The organism is Streptomyces sp. NPDC047886, assembly GCF_043204435.1.
Lineage (GTDB): Bacteria > Actinomycetota > Actinomycetes > Streptomycetales > Streptomycetaceae > Streptomyces.
On sequence record NZ_JBIDCF010000004.1, the window covers coordinates 99,744 to 122,345 of the forward strand.

Annotated in this window: 21 protein-coding genes; 6 read left to right on the forward strand and 15 right to left on the reverse strand. The window is 74.1% G+C overall.

All coding sequences use genetic code 11. The annotated features are described in order from the left end of the window. Positions 1 to 59: 59 nt before the first annotated feature. Positions 60 to 1,472, reverse strand: a complete 1,413-nt coding sequence (locus ACGF5U_RS15490; RefSeq protein ID WP_392714536.1) for a dipeptidase — start codon at positions 1,470 to 1,472, stop codon at positions 60 to 62. 167 nt (positions 1,473 to 1,639) lie between these two features. Here ACGF5U_RS15490 and ACGF5U_RS15495 point away from each other — a divergent pair, with 167 nt between their 5' ends. Next, positions 1,640 to 2,857 carry a geranylgeranyl reductase family protein gene (locus ACGF5U_RS15495; protein WP_392714537.1) on the forward strand — a complete coding sequence of 406 codons (1,218 nt, stop codon included), beginning with the start codon at positions 1,640 to 1,642 and terminating at the stop codon, positions 2,855 to 2,857. An 89-nt stretch (positions 2,858 to 2,946) separates the two neighbouring features. Here ACGF5U_RS15495 and ACGF5U_RS15500 read toward each other — a convergent pair whose 3' ends face one another. The 5 genes from ACGF5U_RS15500 to ACGF5U_RS15520 form a co-directional block, all read right to left on the reverse strand. Next, on the reverse strand, positions 2,947 to 3,699 hold the full coding sequence (locus tag ACGF5U_RS15500; protein ID WP_392714538.1) for a maleylpyruvate isomerase family mycothiol-dependent enzyme: 753 nt from the start codon (positions 3,697 to 3,699) through the stop codon (positions 2,947 to 2,949). Positions 3,700 to 3,737: 38 nt separating this feature from the next. Then, positions 3,738 to 4,082: an SCO4225 family membrane protein gene (locus tag ACGF5U_RS15505; RefSeq protein ID WP_392714539.1), complete on the reverse strand. Its 345-nt coding sequence runs from the start codon at positions 4,080 to 4,082 to the stop codon at positions 3,738 to 3,740. 73 nt (positions 4,083 to 4,155) lie between these two features. Beyond that, positions 4,156 to 5,424, reverse strand: a complete 1,269-nt coding sequence (locus tag ACGF5U_RS15510) for an MFS transporter (protein ID WP_392714713.1) — start codon at positions 5,422 to 5,424, stop codon at positions 4,156 to 4,158. A gap of 634 nt (positions 5,425 to 6,058) precedes the next feature. Further along, positions 6,059 to 6,415 carry a hypothetical protein gene (locus ACGF5U_RS15515; RefSeq protein ID WP_392714540.1) on the reverse strand — a complete coding sequence of 119 codons (357 nt, stop codon included), beginning with the start codon at positions 6,413 to 6,415 and terminating at the stop codon, positions 6,059 to 6,061. Continuing rightward, a complete protein-coding gene (locus tag ACGF5U_RS15520) occupies positions 6,412 to 7,104 on the reverse strand; it encodes an endonuclease (protein ID WP_392714541.1) in 693 nt (230 codons plus the stop codon). Before ACGF5U_RS15520 ends, ACGF5U_RS15515 begins: the two co-directional genes overlap by 4 nt. 260 nt (positions 7,105 to 7,364) lie before the next feature. Between ACGF5U_RS15520 and ACGF5U_RS15525 the strand changes: the two genes are divergently transcribed. Together ACGF5U_RS15525 and ACGF5U_RS15530 are read left to right on the forward strand one after the other, a co-directional pair. Further along, a complete protein-coding gene (locus tag ACGF5U_RS15525; protein ID WP_392714542.1) occupies positions 7,365 to 8,591 on the forward strand; it encodes an ROK family protein in 1,227 nt (408 codons plus the stop codon). A 291-nt stretch (positions 8,592 to 8,882) separates the two neighbouring features. Next, positions 8,883 to 9,650 (forward strand): methyltransferase domain-containing protein, encoded by a 768-nt coding sequence (locus tag ACGF5U_RS15530; RefSeq protein ID WP_392714543.1) that lies wholly within the window; start codon positions 8,883 to 8,885, stop codon positions 9,648 to 9,650. A gap of 132 nt (positions 9,651 to 9,782) precedes the next feature. Here ACGF5U_RS15530 and ACGF5U_RS15535 read toward each other — a convergent pair whose 3' ends face one another. Further along, positions 9,783 to 10,322 (reverse strand): ATP-binding protein, encoded by a 540-nt coding sequence (locus ACGF5U_RS15535; RefSeq protein WP_392714714.1) that lies wholly within the window; start codon positions 10,320 to 10,322, stop codon positions 9,783 to 9,785. Between the two features lie 176 nt (positions 10,323 to 10,498). After that, on the reverse strand, positions 10,499 to 10,819 hold the full coding sequence (locus tag ACGF5U_RS15540) for a hypothetical protein (protein WP_392714544.1): 321 nt from the start codon (positions 10,817 to 10,819) through the stop codon (positions 10,499 to 10,501). 244 nt (positions 10,820 to 11,063) lie between these two features. Here ACGF5U_RS15540 and ACGF5U_RS15545 point away from each other — a divergent pair, with 244 nt between their 5' ends. Beyond that, a complete protein-coding gene (locus tag ACGF5U_RS15545; RefSeq protein ID WP_392714715.1) occupies positions 11,064 to 12,164 on the forward strand; it encodes a PLP-dependent cysteine synthase family protein in 1,101 nt (366 codons plus the stop codon). Between the two features lie 60 nt (positions 12,165 to 12,224). On the opposite strand, the gene ACGF5U_RS15550 is transcribed toward ACGF5U_RS15545, so the two are convergent. After that, the gene (locus ACGF5U_RS15550) at positions 12,225 to 12,899 is read right to left on the reverse strand and encodes a DUF4097 family beta strand repeat-containing protein (RefSeq protein ID WP_392714545.1); all 675 of its coding nucleotides are present in this window, start codon (positions 12,897 to 12,899) and stop codon (positions 12,225 to 12,227) included. 229 nt (positions 12,900 to 13,128) lie between these two features. Between ACGF5U_RS15550 and ACGF5U_RS15555 the strand changes: the two genes are divergently transcribed. Beyond that, positions 13,129 to 13,887 carry a helix-turn-helix domain-containing protein gene (locus ACGF5U_RS15555; RefSeq protein ID WP_392714546.1) on the forward strand — a complete coding sequence of 253 codons (759 nt, stop codon included), beginning with the start codon at positions 13,129 to 13,131 and terminating at the stop codon, positions 13,885 to 13,887. A 42-nt stretch (positions 13,888 to 13,929) separates the two neighbouring features. On the opposite strand, the gene ACGF5U_RS15560 is transcribed toward ACGF5U_RS15555, so the two are convergent. The 3 genes from ACGF5U_RS15560 to ACGF5U_RS15570 all read right to left on the reverse strand — a co-directional run bounded on the left by ACGF5U_RS15560 (position 13,930) and on the right by ACGF5U_RS15570 (position 15,864). Beyond that, entirely contained in the window at positions 13,930 to 14,427 is a 498-nt protein-coding gene (locus ACGF5U_RS15560; RefSeq protein ID WP_392714547.1) for an SRPBCC family protein, read from the reverse strand. A 65-nt stretch (positions 14,428 to 14,492) separates the two neighbouring features. Next, a complete protein-coding gene (locus ACGF5U_RS15565) occupies positions 14,493 to 14,960 on the reverse strand; it encodes an SRPBCC family protein (protein WP_392714548.1) in 468 nt (155 codons plus the stop codon). Between the two features lie 7 nt (positions 14,961 to 14,967). Continuing rightward, positions 14,968 to 15,864 (reverse strand): DeoR/GlpR family DNA-binding transcription regulator, encoded by an 897-nt coding sequence (locus ACGF5U_RS15570; protein ID WP_392714549.1) that lies wholly within the window; start codon positions 15,862 to 15,864, stop codon positions 14,968 to 14,970. 220 nt (positions 15,865 to 16,084) lie between these two features. Here ACGF5U_RS15570 and ACGF5U_RS15575 point away from each other — a divergent pair, with 220 nt between their 5' ends. Next, entirely contained in the window at positions 16,085 to 18,490 is a 2,406-nt protein-coding gene (locus ACGF5U_RS15575) for a hypothetical protein (RefSeq protein WP_392714550.1), read from the forward strand. Here ACGF5U_RS15575 and ACGF5U_RS15580 read toward each other — a convergent pair. From ACGF5U_RS15580 to ACGF5U_RS15590, 3 genes are all read right to left on the reverse strand, one after another. After that, positions 18,460 to 20,901 carry a right-handed parallel beta-helix repeat-containing protein gene (locus ACGF5U_RS15580; protein WP_392714551.1) on the reverse strand — a complete coding sequence of 814 codons (2,442 nt, stop codon included), beginning with the start codon at positions 20,899 to 20,901 and terminating at the stop codon, positions 18,460 to 18,462. The two genes, ACGF5U_RS15575 and ACGF5U_RS15580, sit on opposite strands and share 31 nt — an antisense overlap. A gap of 84 nt (positions 20,902 to 20,985) precedes the next feature. Continuing rightward, complete coding sequence (locus tag ACGF5U_RS15585; protein ID WP_392714552.1) at positions 20,986 to 21,597, reverse strand: hypothetical protein; 612 nt, start codon at positions 21,595 to 21,597, stop codon at positions 20,986 to 20,988. 134 nt (positions 21,598 to 21,731) lie between these two features. Continuing rightward, positions 21,732 to 22,571, reverse strand: a complete 840-nt coding sequence (locus ACGF5U_RS15590; protein WP_392714553.1) for an MOSC domain-containing protein — start codon at positions 22,569 to 22,571, stop codon at positions 21,732 to 21,734. Positions 22,572 to 22,602: the final 31 nt, after the last annotated feature.

Consider the following 22,602-nt stretch of genomic DNA (forward strand, 5'->3'; position numbering starts at 1 on the left):
CCGGACCTGCCGGACCTGCCGGACCTGGCGGGACGACCGTTTCCGTGCCGCCGGAGCCGTCAAGCCCGCTTCGAACGGGCGTAGTCGAGCAGGAACAGCGCCTCGGCGACCGACATCCGCTCCAGCTCCTCCGGCGACACGCTCTCGTTCACGGCGTGGATCTGCGCCTCCGGATCGCTCAGCCCGATCAGCAGGATCTCCGCGTCCGGGTACAGCGCGCCGAGCGTGTTGCACAGCGGGATCGACCCGCCCATGCCGGCCGTCTGCATCTCCCGGCCCGGGTACGCCACCCGCATCGCCTCGGCCATCGACGTGTACGCGGGACTGGCGACGTCCGCCTGGAACGGCTGCCCCTGTCCGACCTGCTCCACCGTCAACCGCGCGCCCCACGGCGTGTGCGCCCGCAGGTGCTCCGTCAGCAGCTTCGTCGCCTCGGCCGCGTCCTGGCCCGGCGGCACCCGCAGACTGATCTGCGCCCGCGCGGTGGCCTGCAGCGACGGCGTCGCGCCGACGACCGGCGGGCAGTCGATGCCCATGACGGTGACCGCGGGCCGCGCCCACAGCCGGTCCGCGATCGAACCTCCGCCGATGAGACCCACACCGTCCAGCACCTTGGCGTCCCGGCGGAAGTCCTCCTCCGGGTACTCCAGGCCGTCCCAGGCGGCGTCGGCGGGCATGCCGTCCACCGTGGTCGTACCGTCCTCGGCCCGCAGCGAGTCCAGTACGCGGATCAGCGCGGCCAGCGCGTCCGGCGCGGCCCCGCCGAACTGCCCCGAGTGCAGGTTCCCCTCCAGCGTGTCCACCTGGATCCGCAGCATCGTCATCCCGCGCAGCGACGACGTGACCGTCGGCAGACCGGCACGGAAGTTCCCAGTGTCGCCGATCACGATCGCGTCGGCGGCGAGCAGCTCGGGGTGCGCCTCCGCGTACCGCTCCAGACCGCCGGTGCCCTGCTCCTCCGAGCCCTCCACGACGACCTTGACGCCCACCGGTATCCCGCCGTTCGCCTTCAGGGCGCGCAGCGCGAGCAGGTGCATGATGAACCCGCCCTTGCAGTCGGCGGCGCCGCGCCCGTACCAGCGGCCGTTCCGCTCGGTCAGCTCGAACGGGGGCGTGTCCCAGCCCGCCAGGTCCAGCGGCGGCTGCACGTCGTAGTGGGCGTACAGCAGCACGGTCGGGGCACCTTCGGGCCCGGCGAGGTGGCCGTACACGGACTGCGAACCGTCCGGGGTGTCGAAGACCGCCACGTCCTCGAAGCCCTCGGAGGTCAGCGCCCGCGCCACCCACGCCGCCGCGGCCTCGCACTCGCTCTTCGGGAACTGAGCGGGATCGGCCACGGACCGGAACGCCACCAGCTCCGTGAGCTCCGCCCTCGCGCGGGGCATCAGGGAGACGACGGTCTCCGCGATCGGCCGGGCAGCCGGCTCGACGATCGGCCGCACGATCGGCTGGGCGGTCGGCTGGGCGGTCATGGGCACGCTCCTCGTGGGTGCGACGTTGAGACGTATCGACACGGACGTTGCGCAATGGGTGTGCGGCGAACGCGGGTCCGATCCTCCCACAGGGGATGCGCGGGCCCGCGCCGTAGGATGCGGTCGAGAGCTTGGGCCACGGGTCGGGATCGGAGCAGAAGCACATCGTGAGCAGCGAGAACGCAGACGCCGGAAACGAGAACTCCGCGCACGTGTGGGACGTCGTCGTGGTCGGCGCCGGCCCGGCGGGCGCGTCCGCCGCCTATGCGGCGGCCGTCACGGGCCGCCGGGTGCTGCTCCTGGAGAAAGCGGAGCTGCCCCGCTACAAGACCTGCGGCGGCGGCATCATCGGCCCCTCGCGGGACGCGCTTCCCCCCGGTTTCGAACTGCCCCTGCGCGACCGTGTGAACGCCGTCACGTTCTCCCTGAACGGCCGGTTCACCCGCACGCGCCGGTCCCGCCGGATGCTGTTCGGACTGATCGACCGGCCCGAGTTCGACGCCCAGCTGGTGGAGCACGCGCAGAAGGCGGGCGCCGAGCTGCGCACCGGCGTGACGGTGGTGCGGGTGGAACAGCACGGCGCGGCCGTCCCGGACCGCAGGACCGTCGCCGTCGTCCTCGCCGACGGCGAGACGATCCTGGCGCGGTCGGTGGTCGGCGCGGACGGCAGCGCCAGCCGCATAGGAGCGCATGTTGGCGTCAAGCTCGACCAGGTCGACCTCGGTCTGGAGGCGGAGATCCCGGTGCCGGCCCCCGTCGCGGAGGACTGGCGGGGCCGCGTGCTCCTCGACTGGGGCCCGCTGCCCGGCAGTTACGGCTGGGTGTTCCCCAAGGGGGACAGGCTCACCGTGGGTGTCATCTCGGCGCGCGGTGACGGCGCCGCGACCAAGCGGTACCTGGAGGACTTCATCGCCCGGCTGGGGCTCGCCGGGTTCGAGCCCGCGATCTCGTCGGGCCACCTGACCCGCTGCCGCAGCGACGACTCGCCCCTGTCGCGCGGGCGGGTGCTCGTGTGCGGGGACGCGGCGGGACTGCTGGAACCCTGGACCCGTGAGGGCATCTCGTTCGCGCTGCGGTCGGGGCGGCTCGCGGGAGAGTGGGCGGTCCGGATCGCCGAGTCGCACGACGCGGTGGACGCGCGCAGGCAGGCGCTGAACTACGCGTTCGCCGTCAAGGCGGGGCTGGGTGTCGAAATGGCGGTCGGACGGCGGATGCTGACCGTCTTCGAACGGCGGCCGGGCGTGCTGCACGCCGCGATCACCGGGCTGCGGCCCGCGTGGAAGGCGTTCACGGACATCACCCGCGGCGCGACGACGCTGGCCGGAATCGTCAGGACCAGCGGGGTGGCGCGGAGGGCGCTGGAGACCCTGGACCGCCGCCGGTAGGCACGGCGTGCGCCCGCGGTACGGCGCGCGGCGCCCGCCCGGTCCCTTCGCGGATCCCGTACGCCGTACCGCGGCTCTTCCCGAGGGCGTCAGATCACGGCGGACGTCTCGCGCCACAACCGCAGCGGCCTGTCGTCGCCCGAGACGGTGACGGCCGGGGAGGCGTCGGCGAGCCTGTTCCACAACAGCAGGTACAGCTTGTCGGCGGGCCCGGCGAGTTCGCAGTCGGCGGGCCCCTCGTCGGTGCGCGTGGTGCGCGGCGGCCGCTCCGTCAGCGTGACGGTCCACACGTCGCCCGTGTCCGTGGCCCGGACGCGCAGTGTGGCCGGTGCGGCGGTCCGCACCCGGCTCTTCTCGCGGGCGTGGAACCCGCAGAGCAGCTCGTCGACCCCGTCCGCCGCGAACCGGGCCTCGACCGGCGTCGCCCGGCCGGCCGTCGCCGGAAGCGCCGACTCCGCGTCCACCCGGTGCACGGCCGTCTCGTGCGCCTGCCGCCTGGCCCAGAACGCGCGCGGTGACGGCGCCGGCAGGAACGTCCAGCACTCCAGGGTGGCGGGCGCCTCGGTCAGCGCGCCGACGAGGAGTCCATGGCTCTCCCGGTACCAGTCCAGGAGCGCCGTCCCGTCGATGGCGGGCTCGTCCGGTTCCGGATGGAAGGAGGCGTACCCCTCGGTGACGAACGCCGCCGCCCAGCGGTGCACCACCCCCGTGTGCCGCAGCAGATCCGCGACCCGCCACCCGGGGCAGGTCGGCACGGGAGCCTCTGTTCCCGCCCGCTCGGCGGCATCGGCCAGCAACCGCCCTTCCCGGGCGAGGGTCTTGATGTACTCGGTCGTGTCCATGTCGGGATTCTGACAGCGGGCGGGAGACCGGACGAGGCTCAACCGCGATGTGGACGGGGGTGACCCGCCGCGGTCACCAGCCGGAGGAGCGCGCCGAGGGCGAGGGACTGGATCAGCACGGAGAGGACCAGCGCCGTCCAGACGAACGCGTCCGACGACAGCAGCGCGTCTCCGCCCAGCGATCCGACGGCGAAGAACAGCAGGATCGCCGGCGCGGCCACGGCGAACAGCCCGACGAAGGCGAACGACGCGTCCTCGTGCGCCACGAACCAGGTGTCGTACGCGACGAGCGCCGCGACCACGGCCACGACGGCGAGGTAGACCTGTGAGGCGAGGTTGCCGAAGGTCAGTCGGGCGAGGGCGCGGACATGGGGCGTGTTCATGGAGTCTCCCTGGACGGAACAGGCGAAGGCGGTTCCATGGTGTGCCGCGCCCCGCGCTCCCGCCTGAGTACGGCTACTCAGACCGTGTGGGTGAACCCGCCCCGCCCGCCGACGCGTTGCGGGCCGCGTAGCCGATGAGCGCCGCCCCTGCGGACAGCGCCGCGACCGTCGTCAGGGCGACCGGCAGGGAGAACCAGTCCGCGAGGAAACCGATCGCCGGAGGCCCGATGAGCATGCCGCCGTAGCCGAGCGTCGACGCGGCGGCCACCCCGGCGGGACCCGCGAGCGCGCCCGCCCGGGAGACCGCGACCGGGAAGATGTTGGCGAGGCCCAGACCGGTCACGGCGAACCCCAGCAGCGCGAGCCACACGGTCGGCGCGAGCGCCCCGAGCAGCATGCCCACGGCCGCGGTCGCCCCGCCGGCCACCAGGGTGCGGGTCTGGCCGAGCCGCTCCAGCAGCGCCGTACCCGACAGCCGCCCGGCCGTCATCGCCAGCGCGAACAGCGAGTACCCGGCGGCGGCCGCGCCCGGGTGGGCGCGCAGGTCCTGTTCCAGGTGCAGGGCGCCCCAGTCGGCCATGGCCCCCTCCCCGTACGCGGTGCACAGCGCGATGAAGCCGAAGACGGTCACGATCCGGCGTGACCGGCGGTCGAGGCGGCCCCCGCCCGTCGGCCCGCCCGCCGCCCCGGTCGTCCCGCCGCCCGGTCGTGCGGCCGGCGCGTCCGGCGGCGCGGGAGAGGGATGGCGCAGCAGCATGGGCCCCGCGACCGCCGTGAGCAGCAGTCCTGCGGCGGTCAGCCCGAGCAGGTGAGCGGTGGGGGACAGACCGCCGGCGACCAGCGCCCCGAGCCCGGCGCCCAGCATCCCGCCGAGGCTGAAGGCGGCATGGAAGCTGGGCATCACCGGTCGGCGCAGCGCCGCGACGAGGTCGACGGCGGCGCTGTTCATGGCCACGTTGACGGCCCCGTACGCGGTGCCGAAGACCAGCAGGACCAGCCCGAGCGCGGCCGCCGAACGGGTGAGCGGCGGCAGGGCGATGCTCAGGGACAGCGCGATACCGGCGGCGACGGTGACCGTCCTGCTGCCGAAGCGACGGCACAGCCGCCCGGTGAGGGTCATCGTCACCACGGCGCCCGCCGAGACACCGAGGAGGGCGAGGCCGAGGTCGCTCGCCGACGATCCGGTCTGCTGCTTGATGGCGGGGATGCGGACGACCCAGCCGGCGAAGAGGAACCCGTCGAGGGCGAAGAAGAGGGTGAGGGCGAGACGGAGACGGGACAGGGGATCGCGCGTGGAGGAGCGGTGGGGCGGCCGATCGCGGGTGGGGGAGAGGTGGGGCAGGCGATCGCGGGTGGGGGTGTGACGGGACGGGGAGTGGTCGGGCGGGGAGTCGCGGGATGGGGAGTGCTGGGCCCGGGAGTGGTCGGGCGGTGAGTCGCGGGTCGGGGAGTGGTCGGGCGGGGAGTCGCGGGTCGGGGAGTGCTGGGTCGGGAAGCGGTCGGGCGGGGAGTCGCGGGACGGGGAGTGCTGGGTCGGGGAGTGGCGGGCGGAGCGGGAGCGGGGGTGTGCGGCGGGGTCTCCGCCCGAGGCCCCCCGTATGGCCGACCCGAGTTTGTTTAGTAGCGGCACAAACTCAGGATAGGGCCCCGCGCCGACCGCCTTCAACCAGGCCCGGTTCAGATGTCGGCCGCCCTCGACCAGGCCCCCGGTTCAGATGTCGGTCCGCCTTCGACCAGCCCGGGGCCGCCTTCGCGCGGGTCCCGGCCGACCGCCGACCGGGCCCCGGCCCGCCGTCGACCACCCCGGCCCGTCGGAGCGGCCCCGTCGGCCGCGACCCGCACGGGCGTGACCTCACGGGCGTGACCTCACGGGTGTGACCCGCTCGCGGGCCTGACGTCACGGGCCCGGCCACATGTCGTGGCCAGGCCCGTGGTCTCACGGCGGCCCGGCAGCGTCCGCTGCCGGGCCGGCCGGGTCACACCGTGCGGTCGCCCTTGGGCTTGCCCCGCTGGTCCGGCGTGCCGTGCGGCGGCGGGCTCGACGGCTGTGGAGAGGTGGCCGGCGAGACCGGCGAGCCGCCCTCGGCGTGACCGGCGCGCTCCGGCCGGAACCCCTCGGGGTCGCCGCCGGACGGCGCGGCCCCCGCGTCCAGCTGCCGCTTGCGCGACGTGAGCAGCTGCTCGACCTGCGTGCGGTGGGCGTGCTGTCGCTCGTACCGCAACAGCTGATCGAGATCGTCGCTGCCCAGCGAGCGGATGCGGTGCTGCAGGGTGCCGACGGGCAGTTGGTCGAAATCGGGCAGCGGAAGTCCGCCGCGGTCGGAGGTGGTCATCCGGATCCTCCCTCTGAGTGTGCGTTCTGCGCTTCCTGAACCTCGTCCACGACATGGCGGTCGAGCGCCGCGCGCACCAACGCCGCCGCGAACGCGGGCAGCTCCTTCGCGCCGACCAGACCGGCCAGCTCGTCCGGGTCCGTGGGGAGCCCCAGCCGCTTCGCCCCGTCGAGCGTCCTGGAGTCCAGGTACGGCGCCAGTTCCGGCCAGACGCCCTGCGCCTCGCGCAGGAAGATGTCCGCCCCGGCCGGGCCGACGCCGGGCACCTCCTGGAGCAGGGCGCGCAACCGGTCCCTGTCGCCCCCGGCCTCCTCGTGGAGCCGCCGCAGGTCGCCCTGGTACGTGTCCAGGACGAGTTCGGCGCCCTCTCCCAGCTGGGTCGCCGTCCGCTCGTCGTAGCGGCGGTAGCCCCCCGCACCGAGCGCGTCCACCCGTTGCTGCCACGTGGCGTCCCTCATGTGCCGGGCGTCCTTCATGCCGGCGTCGAACAGCGCCCGGGCCGCCCCCACCGCCGCGGACGCCCGGATGCGGGCGCTCAGCAGATGGGCGAGGACGAGGAGCTGGTACAGCGGCTGCGGGGTGTCCCTGAGCCGGATCCCCGCCTCATCGGCGTACGTCCGTCCGTGCTCGTCCAGCAGCTCCCTCACCGTCGTCTCCCGCGTCTTCGTCGCACCGCCGGAGCGTGACATCGAGCCTCCCGTGCGTCCGTGGGTCTGGTGTGCGCCTGCTGTGCGCCCGCCGTACGCCCGCCCTGCGCCTGCCATGCGCCTGATGTGCGTCGGCCGTGCGCCCGCGTACGTCCGCCGTATGTCCGGCCTGGGTCTCCGGTGCGGGTCTTCCGGTGCCGTCGGCGCGTCTGTCGTCACCGCTGCCCGCAGTACCCGCCGGGCGTCCGCCGAAACAGCGGGCGGGCGCTGCCGCGCCGCTGGATCATGGGAGACTCGGCCCCATGAACGGCAAGGCGACGACGACCCGGACACGGCTCGACAGAGGCCGCAGCGCCCTCGGACCCGCGCTGGAACTGGTCCACACGGGCCGCGCCCCCACCCGTGCCGTGCTCACCGCCGAACTCGGCGTCACCCGTGCCACGGCCGGCGCAGTCGCCGCCGAGCTGGAGGCGCTCGGCCTCATCCGCGTCGACTCGCGCCCCGGCGCCGCCGCCGGATCCCAGGGCCGCCCCTCGCACCGGCTCACCGTCGACGACCGCGGCCCCGTCGCCCTGGCCGCCCAGATCCACGCCGACGGGTTCCGTGCCGCGCTCGTCGGTCTCGGCGGCCGCATCGTGGCCACCGCACCCGGCTGCGTGGAGGTCACCGCGGACCCGGCCCAGGTCCTGGCCGCCGTCGTGGACGCGGGGGCGCTGCTGCTCCGCGAGAGCGGGCGGCGCTGCGTCGGCGCGGGGCTCGCCGTGCCGTCCGCGGTCGCCGAACCCGAGGGCACCGCCCTGAACCCGCTGCACCTGGCGTGGCCCGCCGGGGCGCCCGTCCGCGCGATCTTCGCCGACCTGGTCCTGGCGGCCGGCATCGAGGGGCCCGCCTTCACCGGCAACGACGTCAACCTCGCCGCGCTGGCGGAGCACCGGCACGGCGCCGGCCGGGGCGCCCAGCACCTGCTGTGCGTCGCCACCGGGCACCGGGGAGTCGGGGGCGCCCTCGTCCTCGACGGGCGGCTGCACACCGGCAGCTCGGGCCTCGCGCTGGAGGTCGGGCACCTCACCGTCAACCCGGAGGGGCGCCCCTGCCATTGCGGCAGCCGCGGCTGCCTCGACGTCGAGGCCGATCCGCTCGCCTTCCTCACGGCCGCCGGGCGCGCGCCAGGGCCCGAGGTCTCCCTGCTCCAGCAGGCGCGGGACCTGCTGCGCACGGAGAGCGGCGACCCGGGCGTGCGGGCGGCCACCGAGGAGCTGATCGACCGCCTGGGCCTGGGCCTCGCGGGGCTCGTGAACATCCTCAACCCGGACCGGATCATCCTCGGCGGGCTGCACCGCGAACTCCTGGCGGCGGACCCGGAACGGCTGCGCGCGGTCGTGGCCGACCGCAGCCTGTGGGGCCGCAGCGGTGGCGTGCCGATCCTCGGCTGCACCCTGGACCACAACAGTCTGGCCGGAGCGGCCGAACTGGCGTGGCAGCCAGTGCTGGACGACCCCCTGGCCGCCCTCGGCCGCCCCGTCGCCTGACAGCCGCCCCCCGTCGCCTGACAGCCGCCCCGCCGTCTGACGGCCGCCCCCCCCTCGCCTGACGGCCGCCCCGTCGCCTGACTGACGGCCGCCCCGTCGCCTGACGGCCGCACTCGGCCATCCGATCGCCTGACGGCCGACCCCGTCGCCCCGCCGTCTGACAGCCGTGCCGGTCGGCACCCCGGCCACCCGTGAGTCGCGTGCGCAGGCCACCCGTGAGCCGCGTTCACCGCCGTCGTTACGTGGAAATTCGGCGTACGGGAACGAAAGATCGAACTAAGGTCCGGGATCATGACCGCAATCGAACAGCAGCCGCCCCGTCTCACCCACCTCGCGTTCCACGGCCCGATGTCCCAGGCGCGGGCCGCCCGCATGGTGGAGCGGCTCGCCGCCACCGACCCCGCCACCGTCCTCGACATCGGTTGCGGCTGGGGCGAGTTCATGCTCCGTGTGCTCGAAGCCGTGCCCGGCGCGGTCGGTACCGGCATCGACATCAACACCGAGGACCTCGCGCGCGGCCGGGAGCTCGCCACGGCGCGAGGGCTCGCGGAACGCGCCGAGTTCGTCGCCGAGTCCGCGCTCGGCACCACCCGGGGTCCCGCCGATGTCGTCCTGTGCATGGGGTCGAGTCAGGCCCTGTGCGACCCCGACGGCCCGCATGACCCCCCGGCCGCGCTCCGCGAGCTGCGCAGGCTCGTCGCGCCCGGTGGCCGGGTCCTGCTCGGCGAGGGGTTCTGGCAGCGGACTCCGACCCCCGGGGAGCTGGCCGCCATGTGGCCCGGGGCGAACGCCGGTGACCACCCCCACCTCGGGGCCCTGGTGGACCTCGCGATCGACGCGGGCTTCCGGCCGGCGTGGACCGAGACGGCCGGCGAGGACGAGTGGGAGGAGTTCGAGTCCGGCTACCGCCACGACGTGGAGCTCTGGCTCGCCCGCAATCCCGGTCACCCCCTGGCGGCCGAGACCCGCGAGCGCGTCGACCGCCAGCGGGGCAGCTGGCTGAACGGCTACCGGGGCGTGCTCGGCATGGCGTACCTCACGCTGGTCCCGGTGGACTGACGTACGCGCCCGCGAGCCGTAACGCGCCGCGGTACGCGGGAGGCCGCCGCCCGGGGCGGCGGCCGGCGTGGCCGGTACGCAGCGGCCGCCGTACGCCGCAGGCCGGTGGGGCACCGGCCTGCGGGCCGCGGCTCAGCGGGCGACGGCCGACCGGGCAGCGCCCGCATGGCCGCGCGGCGCCGCCTCCACACCGTCGCCGAACGGTACGGGCTCGGTGAAGGCCGTTCCCCCGGCCGTTCCGTAGACCAGGCGCGACGGCAGCGCCACGGGCGCGGTCGTGGGGGCCGGAAGCGTGAACCACACGACCTTCCCTGACTCGCCCTCCGGCTTGGCGCCCCAGCTCTCGCTGACGGCCTCGATGAGCGCGAGCCCCCGGCCCGAGGTGGCCAGGGGGTCGGGAGGGCAGGGCGTGGGGAGCCGAGGGTCGTGATCGTGGACGGACACGGTCAGCCGGTCGAGCAGCAGCTCGATCTCCACGGTGCAGATCTTGTCCGGCTTGGCGTGTTGATGGACGTTGGTCAGCAACTCGGTGACACCGAGCGCCGCTTTCTCGATCAGACAATCGAGATTCCAGTAGCGCAGTTGCGCCGACACGATTCTGCGGACCTGACCGATCCGCGACGGCAGGGCTTGGAGCTCTACCGTGCACTGCCTGCTGCTTGCCTGGCTGATCACGGCTGCGACTCCCCGAAATAGGTCCGGAAGAAGACGAGGATCGGATCCAGTGGTTGGCTGGCTGTTGGTCCGGCGGGCTGGATCGCAGCGTCACCGCCGGTGCACCCTGAGTGATGTCAGTCCAGCGTGGACCAGGGGTGACCGCTTCGCAACTCGCGGCTACCGGTGTCCCGTCAGCCCCGGCCGCCGCCCGCCCTGCGCAGGGCGTCCAGGAAACGGCCGGCCACCGCCGTCCCGTCCCGCTCGCTCTTCCGCTGCCCCATGGTCAGCCGGTAGCGGTGTCCGTTCAGTGTGGCGACCGTGGCGTCGCCGCCCGGCGCGAACCAGGGCCTCCCGGCCTTGACCGTCCGTACCGGGGCGCTGTCGATGACCGAGCCGTAACTCGTCATCAGCGCCAGAGTGCCGTCCTTGATGAGGACTTCGCCCGCCTTCGTCAGCGAGCGCGGCCCTCGTTCGATCCGTACGCCTGTGGCGCTGAATTCGGGCTCAGCCATGGATCTACCGCCCCCTTCGCACCGGTTCCTGGCGGTCAGTCTGCACAAGGACCCGCCGCCGCACCAGTGCGCGTGGGCGGACGGCCCTGCAAGGACGGCCTATGGGGCATCAAAGTGAACGTTTGTCCAGGTGGGAGGGGTATGTTCAGGTGTGATGAGGGAGCGAACCGCAGTGCGCGAGAGGCGGAAGTCGCAGAAGAGCGCGGAAGAACGAGGAGTGGCGCGTGTGAACACCGTTGAGCCCATGGCGACCATCGACGTGGACCGCAGCGACCCCGAGTACCGGGCGTGGCTGAAAGAGGCCGTCCGCAAGGTCCAGGCCGACGCCAACCGGTCCGCCGACACGCATCTGCTGCGCTTCCCGCTGCCCGAGCAGTGGGGCATCGACCTCTACCTGAAGGACGAGTCCACCCACCCGACCGGCAGCCTCAAGCACCGGCTGGCCCGTTCGCTCTTCCTGTACGGGCTGTGCAACGGCTGGATCCGGCCGGGCAAGCCCGTCATCGAGGCGTCCAGCGGCTCCACGGCCGTGTCCGAGGCGTACTTCGCGAAGCTCATCGGAGTGCCCTTCATCGCGGTCATGCCGCGCACCACCAGCGCGGAGAAGATCCGCCTCATCGAATTCCACGGCGGGCAGTGCCACTTCGTGGACGACTCGCGCAAGATGTACGAGGAGGCCGCAGCCCTCGCGGTGGACACGGGGGGTCACTACATCGACCAGTTCACCTACGCCGAGCGGGCCACGGACTGGCGCGGCAACAACAACATCGCCGAATCCATGTACCAGCAGCTCCGGTTGGAGCGGTATCCGGAACCCGCCTGGATCGTCGCCACGGCCGGTACCGGCGGCACGTCGGCGACCATCGCGCGTTACGTGCACTACATGCAGCACGACACCCGCGTCTGCGTGCCCGACCCCGAGAACTCGTGTTTCTTCGAGGGCTGGACCAACGACGACCCGAACGCGGTCAGCGACTGCGGTTCCCGTATCGAGGGCATCGGCAGGCCCCGGATGGAGCCCAGCTTCGTCCCCGGCGCCATCGACCGGATGATGAAGGTGCCGGACGCCGCGAGCGTCGCCGCGGTGAGGGCCCTGGAGAACGCCATCGGCCGCAAGGCGGGCGGCTCCACCGGTACGGGACTGTGGAGCGCGCTGAAGATCGTCGCCGAGATGGTGGCGGAAGGCCGCACCGGCAGTGTCGTCACGCTCATCTGCGACCCCGGTGACCGGTATCTGGACAAGTACTACTCCGACGCGTGGCTGGCCGAACAGGGTCTGGACATCGCGCCGTACAGCGCCGCCATCGACGAGTTCCTCGCGAACGGCACCTGGCCGGCCGGCTGAGCCGCCCCCGCCACGGTCGTGGCGGGGGCGGCGTGTCCGCCGCGAAGGACGGGGCGCGTGTCAGAGGCTGCGGGCGACGATGTCGCCGTGGGCGGTGGTCGCGTGGATGTGCAGGTCGGCGGCGCCTCCCGGGTTCTTGAGCGCGTTGTGCACCCTGCCGTGCGCGGTGCCGGCGTCCAGGGAGGCGGAGACTCCGTGGGCTGCGCCGACCGACACGTCGCCGGTCCGGGTGCGCAGCACGACCGAGCCGCGCACGGCCTCGGCGATCCGGATGTCGCCCTGTTCGGTGCTGATCTCGGCGGGGCCGCCCAGGCGGCCGACCGAGATGTCGCCGGCGAGGGCGGTGAGGTGGGCACTAGCGGCCTCGTCGAGCTTGATCGCGTCGTGCCCGCCGTGCCCGCCGTCGAAGGTGACGTCGCCGAACCGCCCGACGGCCCGGAACTCGGCGCCCTCCGTCTTCGCCTCGATGTGGGAGCCCGCGGGCAGCTGGACCGTCACCTCGATGGAACCGGAGTTTCCGAGGAGCTGGTTCCGCGCCGTGGCCGCGACCCGCAGGACTCCGTCGCCGTATTCGACCCTGGTCCGCTCCGCCAGCTGCACGTCGCGGCCCTTCGAGGCGTCCAGGGGCAGGACCTCGACCGTGGTGTCGGCCCGGTCGGCGGCGATGAACTGGACGCGCCCTGCGGGGATGTCGATGACGGCGTCGATCGTGGTGGGGGTCTGGAACGTCGGCATGGGGTGCCCTCCTCTTGCGCTTCGTGTTTCTGACACCAGAAACGCTACGTTGCGTTCATGGGATGGACAACAGGTGTGTTGCATGTGGTCAGCATTCTTGCAGGTCAGCGGCGCTATATCGTTGCAACGGGTCTGGTTTCAACGCAACGAAGGTTGCCTTGCTCGTTGCATTGAACGGAAGGTGAACGCTATCGTGGACGGACTGAACGACGTGTGAGGGGAGATCACGGTGCCGGGAGGCAGGCTCACTCAGCAGGAACGCCAGCAGATCGCGCTGGGGCTGGCCGACGGCCTCGCCTACGCGGAGATCGCCAGACGGCTCGACCGTCCCACCTCCACGGTCACGCGTGAGGTGATGCGGAACGGCGGCCCCACCGCCTACCGTGCCGACCTGGCCCACCGCGCCACCGAACGCCGCGCCCAGCGGCGCAGGCAGGCGGCCCCCCGAGGGCCGCAGGTGCCCCCGCAGGCCCATGGGCGTGACGCCGACGCCGTACGCGAGTACGAGGAGACGTTCACCACCCTCCTCATGCGACAGGGGCTGCCCAAGATGATGTCGCGGGTGCTGACCTGCCTCTTCACCACCGACGCCGGCAGCCTCACCGCGTCCGAACTCGTCCAGCGCCTCCAGGTCAGCCCGGCGTCCATCTCCAAGGCGGTCGCCTTCCTCGAAAGCCAGGGCCTCATCCGCCGGGAACGCGCCGAAGGCCGCCGCGAGCGCTACGCCGTCGACAACGACGTCTGGTACCAGTCGATGATCGCCGCCGCCCGGTCCAACGCGCAGCTCGCCGAGACCGCACGGCAGGGCGTCGGCGTCCTGGGTCCCGACACCCCGGCCGCCGTCCGCCTCGAGAACATCGCCCGCTTCGTCGACTTCGTCGGCGAGAGCATCACCCGCGCCGCGGAGCAGGCCCGCGACATCCTCTCCACGGACGCCGCGGCGGCTTCGGGCGACGCGCCGCGCCAGAGGGCGGGCGACGTCACCTGAGCGGTCATGGCGTGCGGGCCCGCCCCCCGGCGGGGCAGCCGGTCACGCGGACGTGGGGGGAGATGCGGCGAGCCGCCGCTCCAGCGCCCGCATGGCGCCGTGGAACGACCGGCCGACCCCCGGTCGTACGAGGCGCATCGTCAGCCGGAACGCCGCCGCCCCGTCGGCCGCCATCGTCCACCGCACGCGGGTGCCCGCGCCGCCCGGCCCCGAGGGAGACAGCGCCCACTCCTCCAAGAGCGCCCGTATGCCCGGCGCGTTGGTCTCATCGACGCGGTACGCGTAGCACCGCCCCGCGGCCGTGACCAGTATCCGCTCCCGGAACACCACCCCGCCGCGCAGCCGTACGACCCGGCCCGCGCCGCCGTCGGTCGGCCGTGCCGCCGCGATGGCGGCGAACCACTCAGGGCTGTCGGCCACCTCGTCGGCGAGCGCCCGGTAGACCGAGGCGGGCGGCGCCGCCACATCGGCGGCGAAGGCCAGCCGTACCGGCGCCGATCGCAGGAAGTCGAGCTCCACCGGGCGGAGCCGCTGTCGCATGGGCCGGTACCTCCAGCGGAGAAGGGCGTGCGTGACCGCGCCGCCCCACCATAGCTGACGGATCGTCAGGCCCGGGAGGGGCTCTTCAACAGCCCGTCCAGCGCCCGGCCGAACACCACACGAGCGACCCGCGCCACCACCGCGTCACCGGCCCGGGGTACGCCCCGGATCCGCAGCTCCTCCGCCCAGGTCACCCGGCACCCCGACGGCGAGCCGCCGCCGGGCGCCTCCTCCCGGACGGTGATCTCGGCCCACCCGCCGATCAGCCGGCCGTACTTCTCCAGCCGGCACACGCCCACCGGCCGCCCGGGGCCCGGCGGCTCCCAGCGCACGACCTCCATCCGGTCGTCGAAGCCGACGCGTCCGACACCGCTGCGCGCCGTGAACCGCGTCCCGACGCCCTGCGGACCGGGCGTCGCCACCGTGACGCGGGTGAGCGGCACCTGCCGTGCGTGCGCCCGCCAGTCGGTCACCCGCCGCCACGCCTCGCCCGTGGACAACCCCGTGGCGCGCTCGATCCGGAAGACGGTCACGGCCGGGTCATTCCCCGTCCGGCCAGGACCTGCCCGCCCCCGGCCCCTCGGCCCCCGGCCCCCGGCCGTCCGCCCCGGCGGACTCCGGTCCGCCCGCGATGACCAGCCCGGGCAGATGCTCGACGATCTCGGCCCGCGCCTCGCCGGACAGCCCCGCGTCCGTCACCAGGGTGTCCACCTCGTCCAGCCCCGCGAACGAACTCAGCCCCACCGTGCCCCACTTGGTGTGGTCGGCGACCACCACCACCCGCCGCGCCGAACGCACGAACCGCCGGTTCGTCTCCGCCTCCGCCAGGTTCGGCGTCGACAGTCCCGCCTCCACCGAGATGCCGTGCACCCCGAGGAACAGCACATCGAAGTGGAGCGAACGGATCGCCTGGTCCGCCACCGGCCCCACCAGCGAGTCCGACGGAGTACGCACCCCTCCGGTCAGCACCACCGTCGCGGCACCCGGACGCGGCGCGCCCCCGGAACCGGCCCGCTGCGCCGCGTGGAACACGTCCGCGACGCGCACCGAGTTCGTCACGACCGTCAGATCCGGCACGTCCAGCAGCTGCTGCGCCAGCGCGTACGTCGTCGTACCGCCGGACAGGGCGATCGCGCTGCCCGGCGCCGCCATCGCCGCCGCCGCCCGGGCGATGTCCTCCTTGGCGGTCAGCTCCAGCTCCGACTTGGCCTCGAAGCCCGGCTCGTGGGTGCTCGCCTCGGCCACCGGGACGGCGCCGCCGTGCACCTTGGCGATGACACCCTGGCGGGCCAGCGCGTCCAGGTCCCGGCGCACCGTCATGTCGGAGACGTTCAGCTTGCGGGTGAGCTCGTTGACCCGCGCCCCGCCGCGCCGCCTCACCTCGTCCAGGATCAGGGCGCGCCGCTGCTCCGCGAGGAGGTTCTGGTTGTCGCTCACCGCAGGGGCCGGTCCTTCCATGTCGTCACCGTCACCGGGCCCTCACCACAGCTGGCCAGGGATGCTCATCCTGCCACGCGCTTCACAGCGGGGGACCGCGGGGAGATTACGTGAGAGCCGTGCGGCGGACACCGGCCATCCACCATCCTGGTCACGCGCCGCCGCGCCCCGTCCCCAGGTGCGTGTCCGTGTCCCGCCCACGAAGAGAGCGAGCAACGACGTGACCCCTGCCATCCCGGAACCGAGAGCACCCGGCGCCGCGCTCGAACTGCTGGTCCACGGCGTCGGGGGAGCCACCCCGCAGGGCATGCTCGACCACCCCCGTACGGTCCGGGTCACCGGCGACGAGACCGCCGCCATGCACCGCAGGGCCGACGACCTGGACGCCGAGACTCGGCCGGAACGATTCCGCAGCGGGCCCGTCCCCGAGGCGTACGTCTGGTCCAACCTGACGTCGGGCAACGGCGCACGGGCCTTATGGCTGCTGCTCCTGCCGTTCATGGTGGCCAACCTCGCACACTGGATGCGCCCCCCGACGCGCCGCAAGGCCGGCACGGTCCGGCTGTACGGGGTCCTGGTGCGGCTCGTCGCGCTCACCCTGACCGTGCTGCTCACCGCCGCCGTCTGCGAGGTCGCCCTCGACCTGACGGCCTGGCAGTGCGCCGGCTCCGCCGCCTGCTCCGAGGCACGGTCCTGGCTCGGCTTCCTGTCCGAGTCGCGCGGCGGCTGGTGGTCGCAGCCGGGCCGCCGCCTGGCGCTGGCCGCGGTCGTGCCCACCGCGCTGGTCGGCCTCCTGTGGTACCTGTCCAACCGCACCTGGAGCGCGTACGAGGCGCAGCGCCCGCCGCGCGACGAGGACGAGACCGACCCGGCGCCGCCCACGCCGGGTGAGGACCGGGACCGGCCGCGTGACCGCGCCGTCCTCGGCCGGCCGGGCTTCTGGTACGGCCGCCGCCTGGTCGCCCGGCTGCGCGCCGCGCACACCGCCGCCGGGTTCCTCACTGTCGCCGCCGCCGTCGTGGGCGCCGCCGCCCGCTACGACAGGGGCGCGGACAGCGCCGTCCGGGAGGCCGTCGGCTGGACCCTTGAGCTCTCCCTGGTCGTCGGCGCCGTCGTGATCATCTGGGTGGTGTGCCGCCGCGGCCGCAGCGAACGACGCCTCGACAACCGGCTCGACCGGGCCGTCGTCACCTGGCTGCCCGGCGCCGCCCTCACCGTGCTCGTCCTCGCGGCCCTGTACGCCTCCTGGTCCCGGCCCGGCTGGCAGTCGGGCGGCGGCACCCTCCCCGGCGACGTCACGTTCCGGGTGATCGCGCTCGCCCAGGGCGGGATCGTCCTGGCCCTCGCCGTGGTCGCCCTGCGCCTGTACCGGCGCGCCCCGCACCCCCGCACCGTGCTGTACGGGCTCGGCGGCCCCGCCACGGCCATGCTGGCCTGCGCGCTCGGCGGGGTCATGACCGGCGGTGTCGCCCAGCGGGTCGCCGACTGGCTCGACGGCCCCGGCACCCCCGGCATGGGCGAAGGACCCATCGTCGGCCCGCCCGTGCTGCTCAGCTGGCAGGCGTCCGTCATCCCCGTCCTGCTGGTGCTGCTCCTCGTGCCCGCACTCGTCATCGCCGTCCGCACCGCCCTGGCCGCCCGCCGCCTCGCGCCCGTCGTGGAGGCCGAGTACGAGGGCGAGAAACCCGACCCCGTCCGCACCCGACGTATCGCCCGCATCCGCGCGACGGCCGCCCTCACCGACGCGGCACCCGTCCTCGTCGGCATCGTCGCCGGAGCCACCCTGCTGCTCGGCGCGGGCGCCGTCTTCGGGGCGTGGGCGAGCGGGCAGGTCCCGGGGAAGGCGTTCGCGGACGCGCACCCCGTCATCGCGGGGGCGGCCGGAGCCGCGCAGTCGCTCGGCTCCTGGCTGGTCGGCCTCGGCTTCATCCTCTTCGTCACCTGGGGCCGGCGCGCCTACCAGGACGCCTCCGCCCGCCGCACCATCGGCATCCTCTGGGACGTCGGCACGTTCTGGCCGCGCGCCGCGCACCCCTTCGCACCGCCCTGCTACGCCGAGCGGGCCGTGCCCGACCTGGCGTGGCGCATGTCGTCCTGGACGGGCCGCACGGGCGGGCGCCTCGTCATCTCAGGCCACTCCCAGGGCAGTGTCCTCGCGGCCGCCGCGGTCTGGCAGCTGCCCGAGCGGACCCGCCGCCGCGTCGCCCTGCTCACCTACGGTTCGCCTCTGGAACGGCTGTACGGCAGATGGTTCCCGGCCTACTTCGGTCCCGGACCGCTCTCCGGCCTCCACCGCGAAGTGCACTGCTGGCGCAACCTGTGGCGCCGCACCGACCCGATAGGCGGGCCGGTGAGCCTGCCCGCCGAAGGCGACAAGGAGGAGGTGGACCGCGCCGCGCTCCGCGACCCGGTCGTGTACGGCAGGACGGACGAACACCCGCTGCCGGAACCGATACTCGGCCACTCCGACTACCAGGCGGACCCCGCGTTCGCCGAGGAGCGCGCCGGCCTGCTCGACCGGCTCCCGCCCGCACTGCCGCTGCCCGTGCCGCAGCAGCGCACCCAGGGACCGGACGACGCGGACGACAGCGCCCCTCAGGGCAGCGAGGGCAGGTCGTCCGGGTAGAGCAGCGTCAGGTCGTCGGTGCTCACGTCGGTGAGCTCGGAGACCCGCCCCGCGTGCCGCTCCACCATCGACTCGAACGTCTGGCGCGCGGTACGGCCGTTGCCGAAAGCGGGCCCCTTGGGCAGCTCGGTGAAGTACTTCAGCAGCGCTTCGGCCGTACCGTCGCCCAGCCGGTACTCGTGCTCCTCGGCCTGCTGCCGCACGATCCGCAGCAACTCGTCGGGCCCGTAGTCGTGGAAGGTGATCGTGCGCGAGAACCGCGAGGCCACTCCCGGGTTGACCGTCAGGAACCGCTCCATCTCGGCCGTGTACCCGGCGACGATCACCACCACCGCGTCCCGGTGGTCCTCCATCAGCTTCACCAGCGTGTCGATCGCCTCACGCCCGAAGTCACGCCCCGAGTCCTCCGGCGACAGCGCGTACGCCTCGTCGATGAACAGCACCCCGCCGCGCGCCCGGTCGAACGCCTCCTGCGTACGGATCGCCGTGGAACCGATGTGCTCACCGACCAGGTCGACCCTCGACACCTCCACCAGGTGCCCCCGCTCCAGCACCCCGAGGGACGCCAGGATCTCCCCGTAGAGCCGGGCGACCGTCGTCTTGCCGGTGCCCGGGGAACCGGTGAAGACCAGATGCCGGCGGACGGAGGCCGCCTTGAGCCCGGCCTCCTGCCGCCTCCTGCCGACCTCGATCATGTTGATGAGGGTGCGGACCTCGCGCTTCACGCTGTCCAGACCGACCAGCGCGTCCAGTTCGCCCAGCACGTCCTGGGAGCCGCGCACCGCCGCCGGGTCGGGCGGCCCGGCCGCGACGACCGGCGTCACCGGCTCCGGTGCCCTGGCGGCCGATTGCCCCGGGACCATGCCCAGAAGCCCACCGGAGGACGGCGCCGCGCCCTGCGGGGCCGTCAGCACGGCGGGCGCCGCGTCACTCCTGGCGAGCACCCCGCTCTCGTCGCTCGTGCACTCGTCGGCGACCGGCCCGTCCTCGCCGAACTCGTAGCCGCCGCGCGCGCACCGCTCCGTACGGCAACGGCGCAGCGTCGTACGGCAGCCGTCCATCACATGGAAGCCGTAGCCGCCGCTGCCCGTCACACGGCAGCCGTGGAACGTGCCGCGGCCCTCCGCCGAGACGTAGAACCCGGCCTCCACCGGAGAGGTGACCGTGCACCGCTCGATCGACGGGTCGGCGCCCTTGCTGACGATGACACCCGTCTGCACGGCGTCGATCGTGCAGTTGGCGAGCGTGCCGCCGCTGCCGTGGTCCCGGAACCAGGCGCCCGTCGCGGCCTCCCGGATACGGCAGTCGTCGAGCTGGGCGGTCGCCCCGTCGCTCACGGACACCGCCGTGTTGCGCACCTGGGACAGGTCGCTGTCGACCACGTCGACCCGCGAGCCCCGGTCCAGGACGAACAGCGCGTCCGGCACGTCGTGCACCCGGCACGAGTCGAGGACGGCGGTCGCGCCGTCGCTGACCCACACGGCGGGGTAGTCGCCCGTACTCTCGTGGATCTCGCACTGGTTGGCGTCCACGCGGGTTCCCGGGTCCCACACCGACAGGCCGTTGCGGCCGAACCGCCGCACCGTCGACCGCGTCAGCGTCAGCACCGAACGGGACCGCAGGTCGAACGCGTTCTCCGGGATGTCGTGGATGTCGCAGTCGGAGAGCGTCAGGACGGCGTCGGTGTCGAGCGTGATCCCGTCCGCCGTCGTGCGGTGCACCGTCGAGTCGGTCAGATGCGCCGTCGCCCGCGCGCCGAGCTGCACCCCGCTGCCCTTGATCTCGTACACCTCGCAGCCGATCGCCTCCAGGGCGCTGCCCTCGCCCGTCACGGACACCCCTGCCCCCGACGCGTGGTGGACGCGGCACCGCTCCAGCCGGGGATGGGCGCCGCCGTGCACGGACACCCCCGACTGGCCGGCCGCGACCACCTCGCAGTCCTCGAACACACCGCCCGCGCCGTCCAGTACGCCGATCCCGACGCCCGCCGGGTTGTCGACGGTGCAGCGCCGCACGGTGGGCCGCGCCGCGCCCCGCACCTCCACGCCCGCGGCCGAGCGCGTCACGATCCGCAGGTCGGTCAGCTCGGGAGTGCCCTCCTCGATCAGCACGGCGGGCGCCGCCGAGTCCTGCCCCTCGACGTGCAGGTACTGGACGGTGGCCGAGGCCCGCACGGTGAGCGGCACCCCGTCGGCCGGCGCGATCCGTACCGAACCCACCGCCCCGTCGGTGCCCCGCAGCGTCACGGCGTGCCGCACCACCAGGTTCTCGCGGTACGTGCCGGGGGAGATGGTCAGGACGTCGCCGTCCCCGGCGGCCTCCAGGGCGGCGGCGAGGGAGCCGTACTCGCCCGTGCGGCGCCGCCACCGCGATGTGCCGGTGTGCGTCACCTGGACCGTGCCCTGTGCCATGGTGCTGCTCTGCCCCCACCTCATGGTCGCGCTGCCCTGCCGGTCGCACCACCGTAGCGCGCGCGGCGGCGGCGAGTTGACCGGTCAGCCGCCCGCGCCCGTCCTGCCCCAGTCCGGACCGGCCCGGGCCCACTCCCGGTCCAGCAGCGTGTACCGACGGCGCACGAGCCGCCGTACGACGAGGAGCCGCGCGCCCTCGACGAGCGCGGCCGCGCCGAGCGCCGTCCCCGCCCCGGCGAGCACGGCGTGCTCACGGGCGACACCGGCGCTCAGCGGCTGATTGACGGGCAGCCCTTCGGTGTCGGTCCAGATACGGAACGCGTCACCCGGATCCAGCGCGGCGGTGCGCGTACCGGTGCTCACGCTGCCGGTGCGCACGGTGCCGTCCGGCCCCGTCCAGCGCGCCACGACCGTGGCGGGCAGCGGCCGGTCGGCCCGGCCCCCGGCGTCCTGCCCGGCGGCCTCGGCCCCGGGCGCCGCCACGACCCGCGCCGTGGTGGCGTGCCGCTCCCGCTGCTGCTCGGCGGCCGTCCGCTGGAGGGACGCGTCGGCGGCGGCGCCCACCAGCAGGCCGGCCAGCGGCGCGGCCACGCAGAGCAGCACGAGCGCGACGAGCGCCACCCAGCCCTCGGTCAGGTCGGTGGCCCGGCACACGGGGTTGTGCCGCCATCGCCACAGTCCGGTGACCGCACGCACGCGCCCCACCCCTTCCCCTTCCTTCCGTCGCCTCCGGGCTCGTGGCCCGGGTTTCCAGGAAGGCCGGGTTCCCGGCGGACGGGGTGCTATGCGAGGGGGAACGGGGCTCGTGGCGGGGCGCGGCCGGGACCCGGCTAGGCGCGGGCGTCGAGGACGCGCACGGGGTCCCCCAGGGCCAGCGTGCCGGTGCCCTCGGGCACCAGGTTCTGACCGAAGACCAGCTGGTTGCCGAAGCGGCGGTGCCGGGTCAGGGTGCGCAGCGGCTCCTTGCCGCGCGCGGCGGTGCGCTGGTCGGTGGTCGTCACGACGCACCGGCCGCACGGCTTGGCGACCCGGAACACGACCTCGCCGATCGCGATCCTCGTCCACCGGTCCTCGGCCCAGGGTTCGGTGCCGTCCACGACCACGTTCGGCCGGAACCGGTTCATCGGCAGCGGTCCCTCGTCCGGGCGGTCGCCGCGGGCGATGAGGGAGTTGAGCGCCTCCAGCGACGCGACCGTCGTCACGAGCAGGGGATAGCCGTCGGCGAAGCTGACCGTCTCGCCGGGCAGCGCGAAGTCCGGGTCGATGGGGCGTCGGGTCGCCGGGTCGTCCAGGTGGACGAGGCGCACCTCCGTGCCGAGGTGCTCGCCGAGCCACGCGTCGGCTTCGCCGTGCGCGGGAACGGCCTCGATCTTCGTACCGAAGACGTCCACGGGGATCGTGACGGGTGGCGTGGGCACGGCGACGGACACCGCCGCGCGGCCGGGCGTGGACAGCCGGACGCCGCCGTCCGGCAGTGGTGCGGCGGACACCAGGGCGAGCCGTGGCCGCTGACGCTGGGTCACCGCCCTGCCCGCGGTGTCGACGAGCATCCAGCGGCGGTCGCCCGCGAGGCCCCACGGCTCCACCGCCGCCCGCGCGGGCGCGTACCCCCCGAGGGCCTTGACCGGGTGGACGTGCAGGGAGCTCAGGACTGGAGCGGAAGTCGCCATGACGTCATCCTGCCAGCGGCTCCCGGCAGCG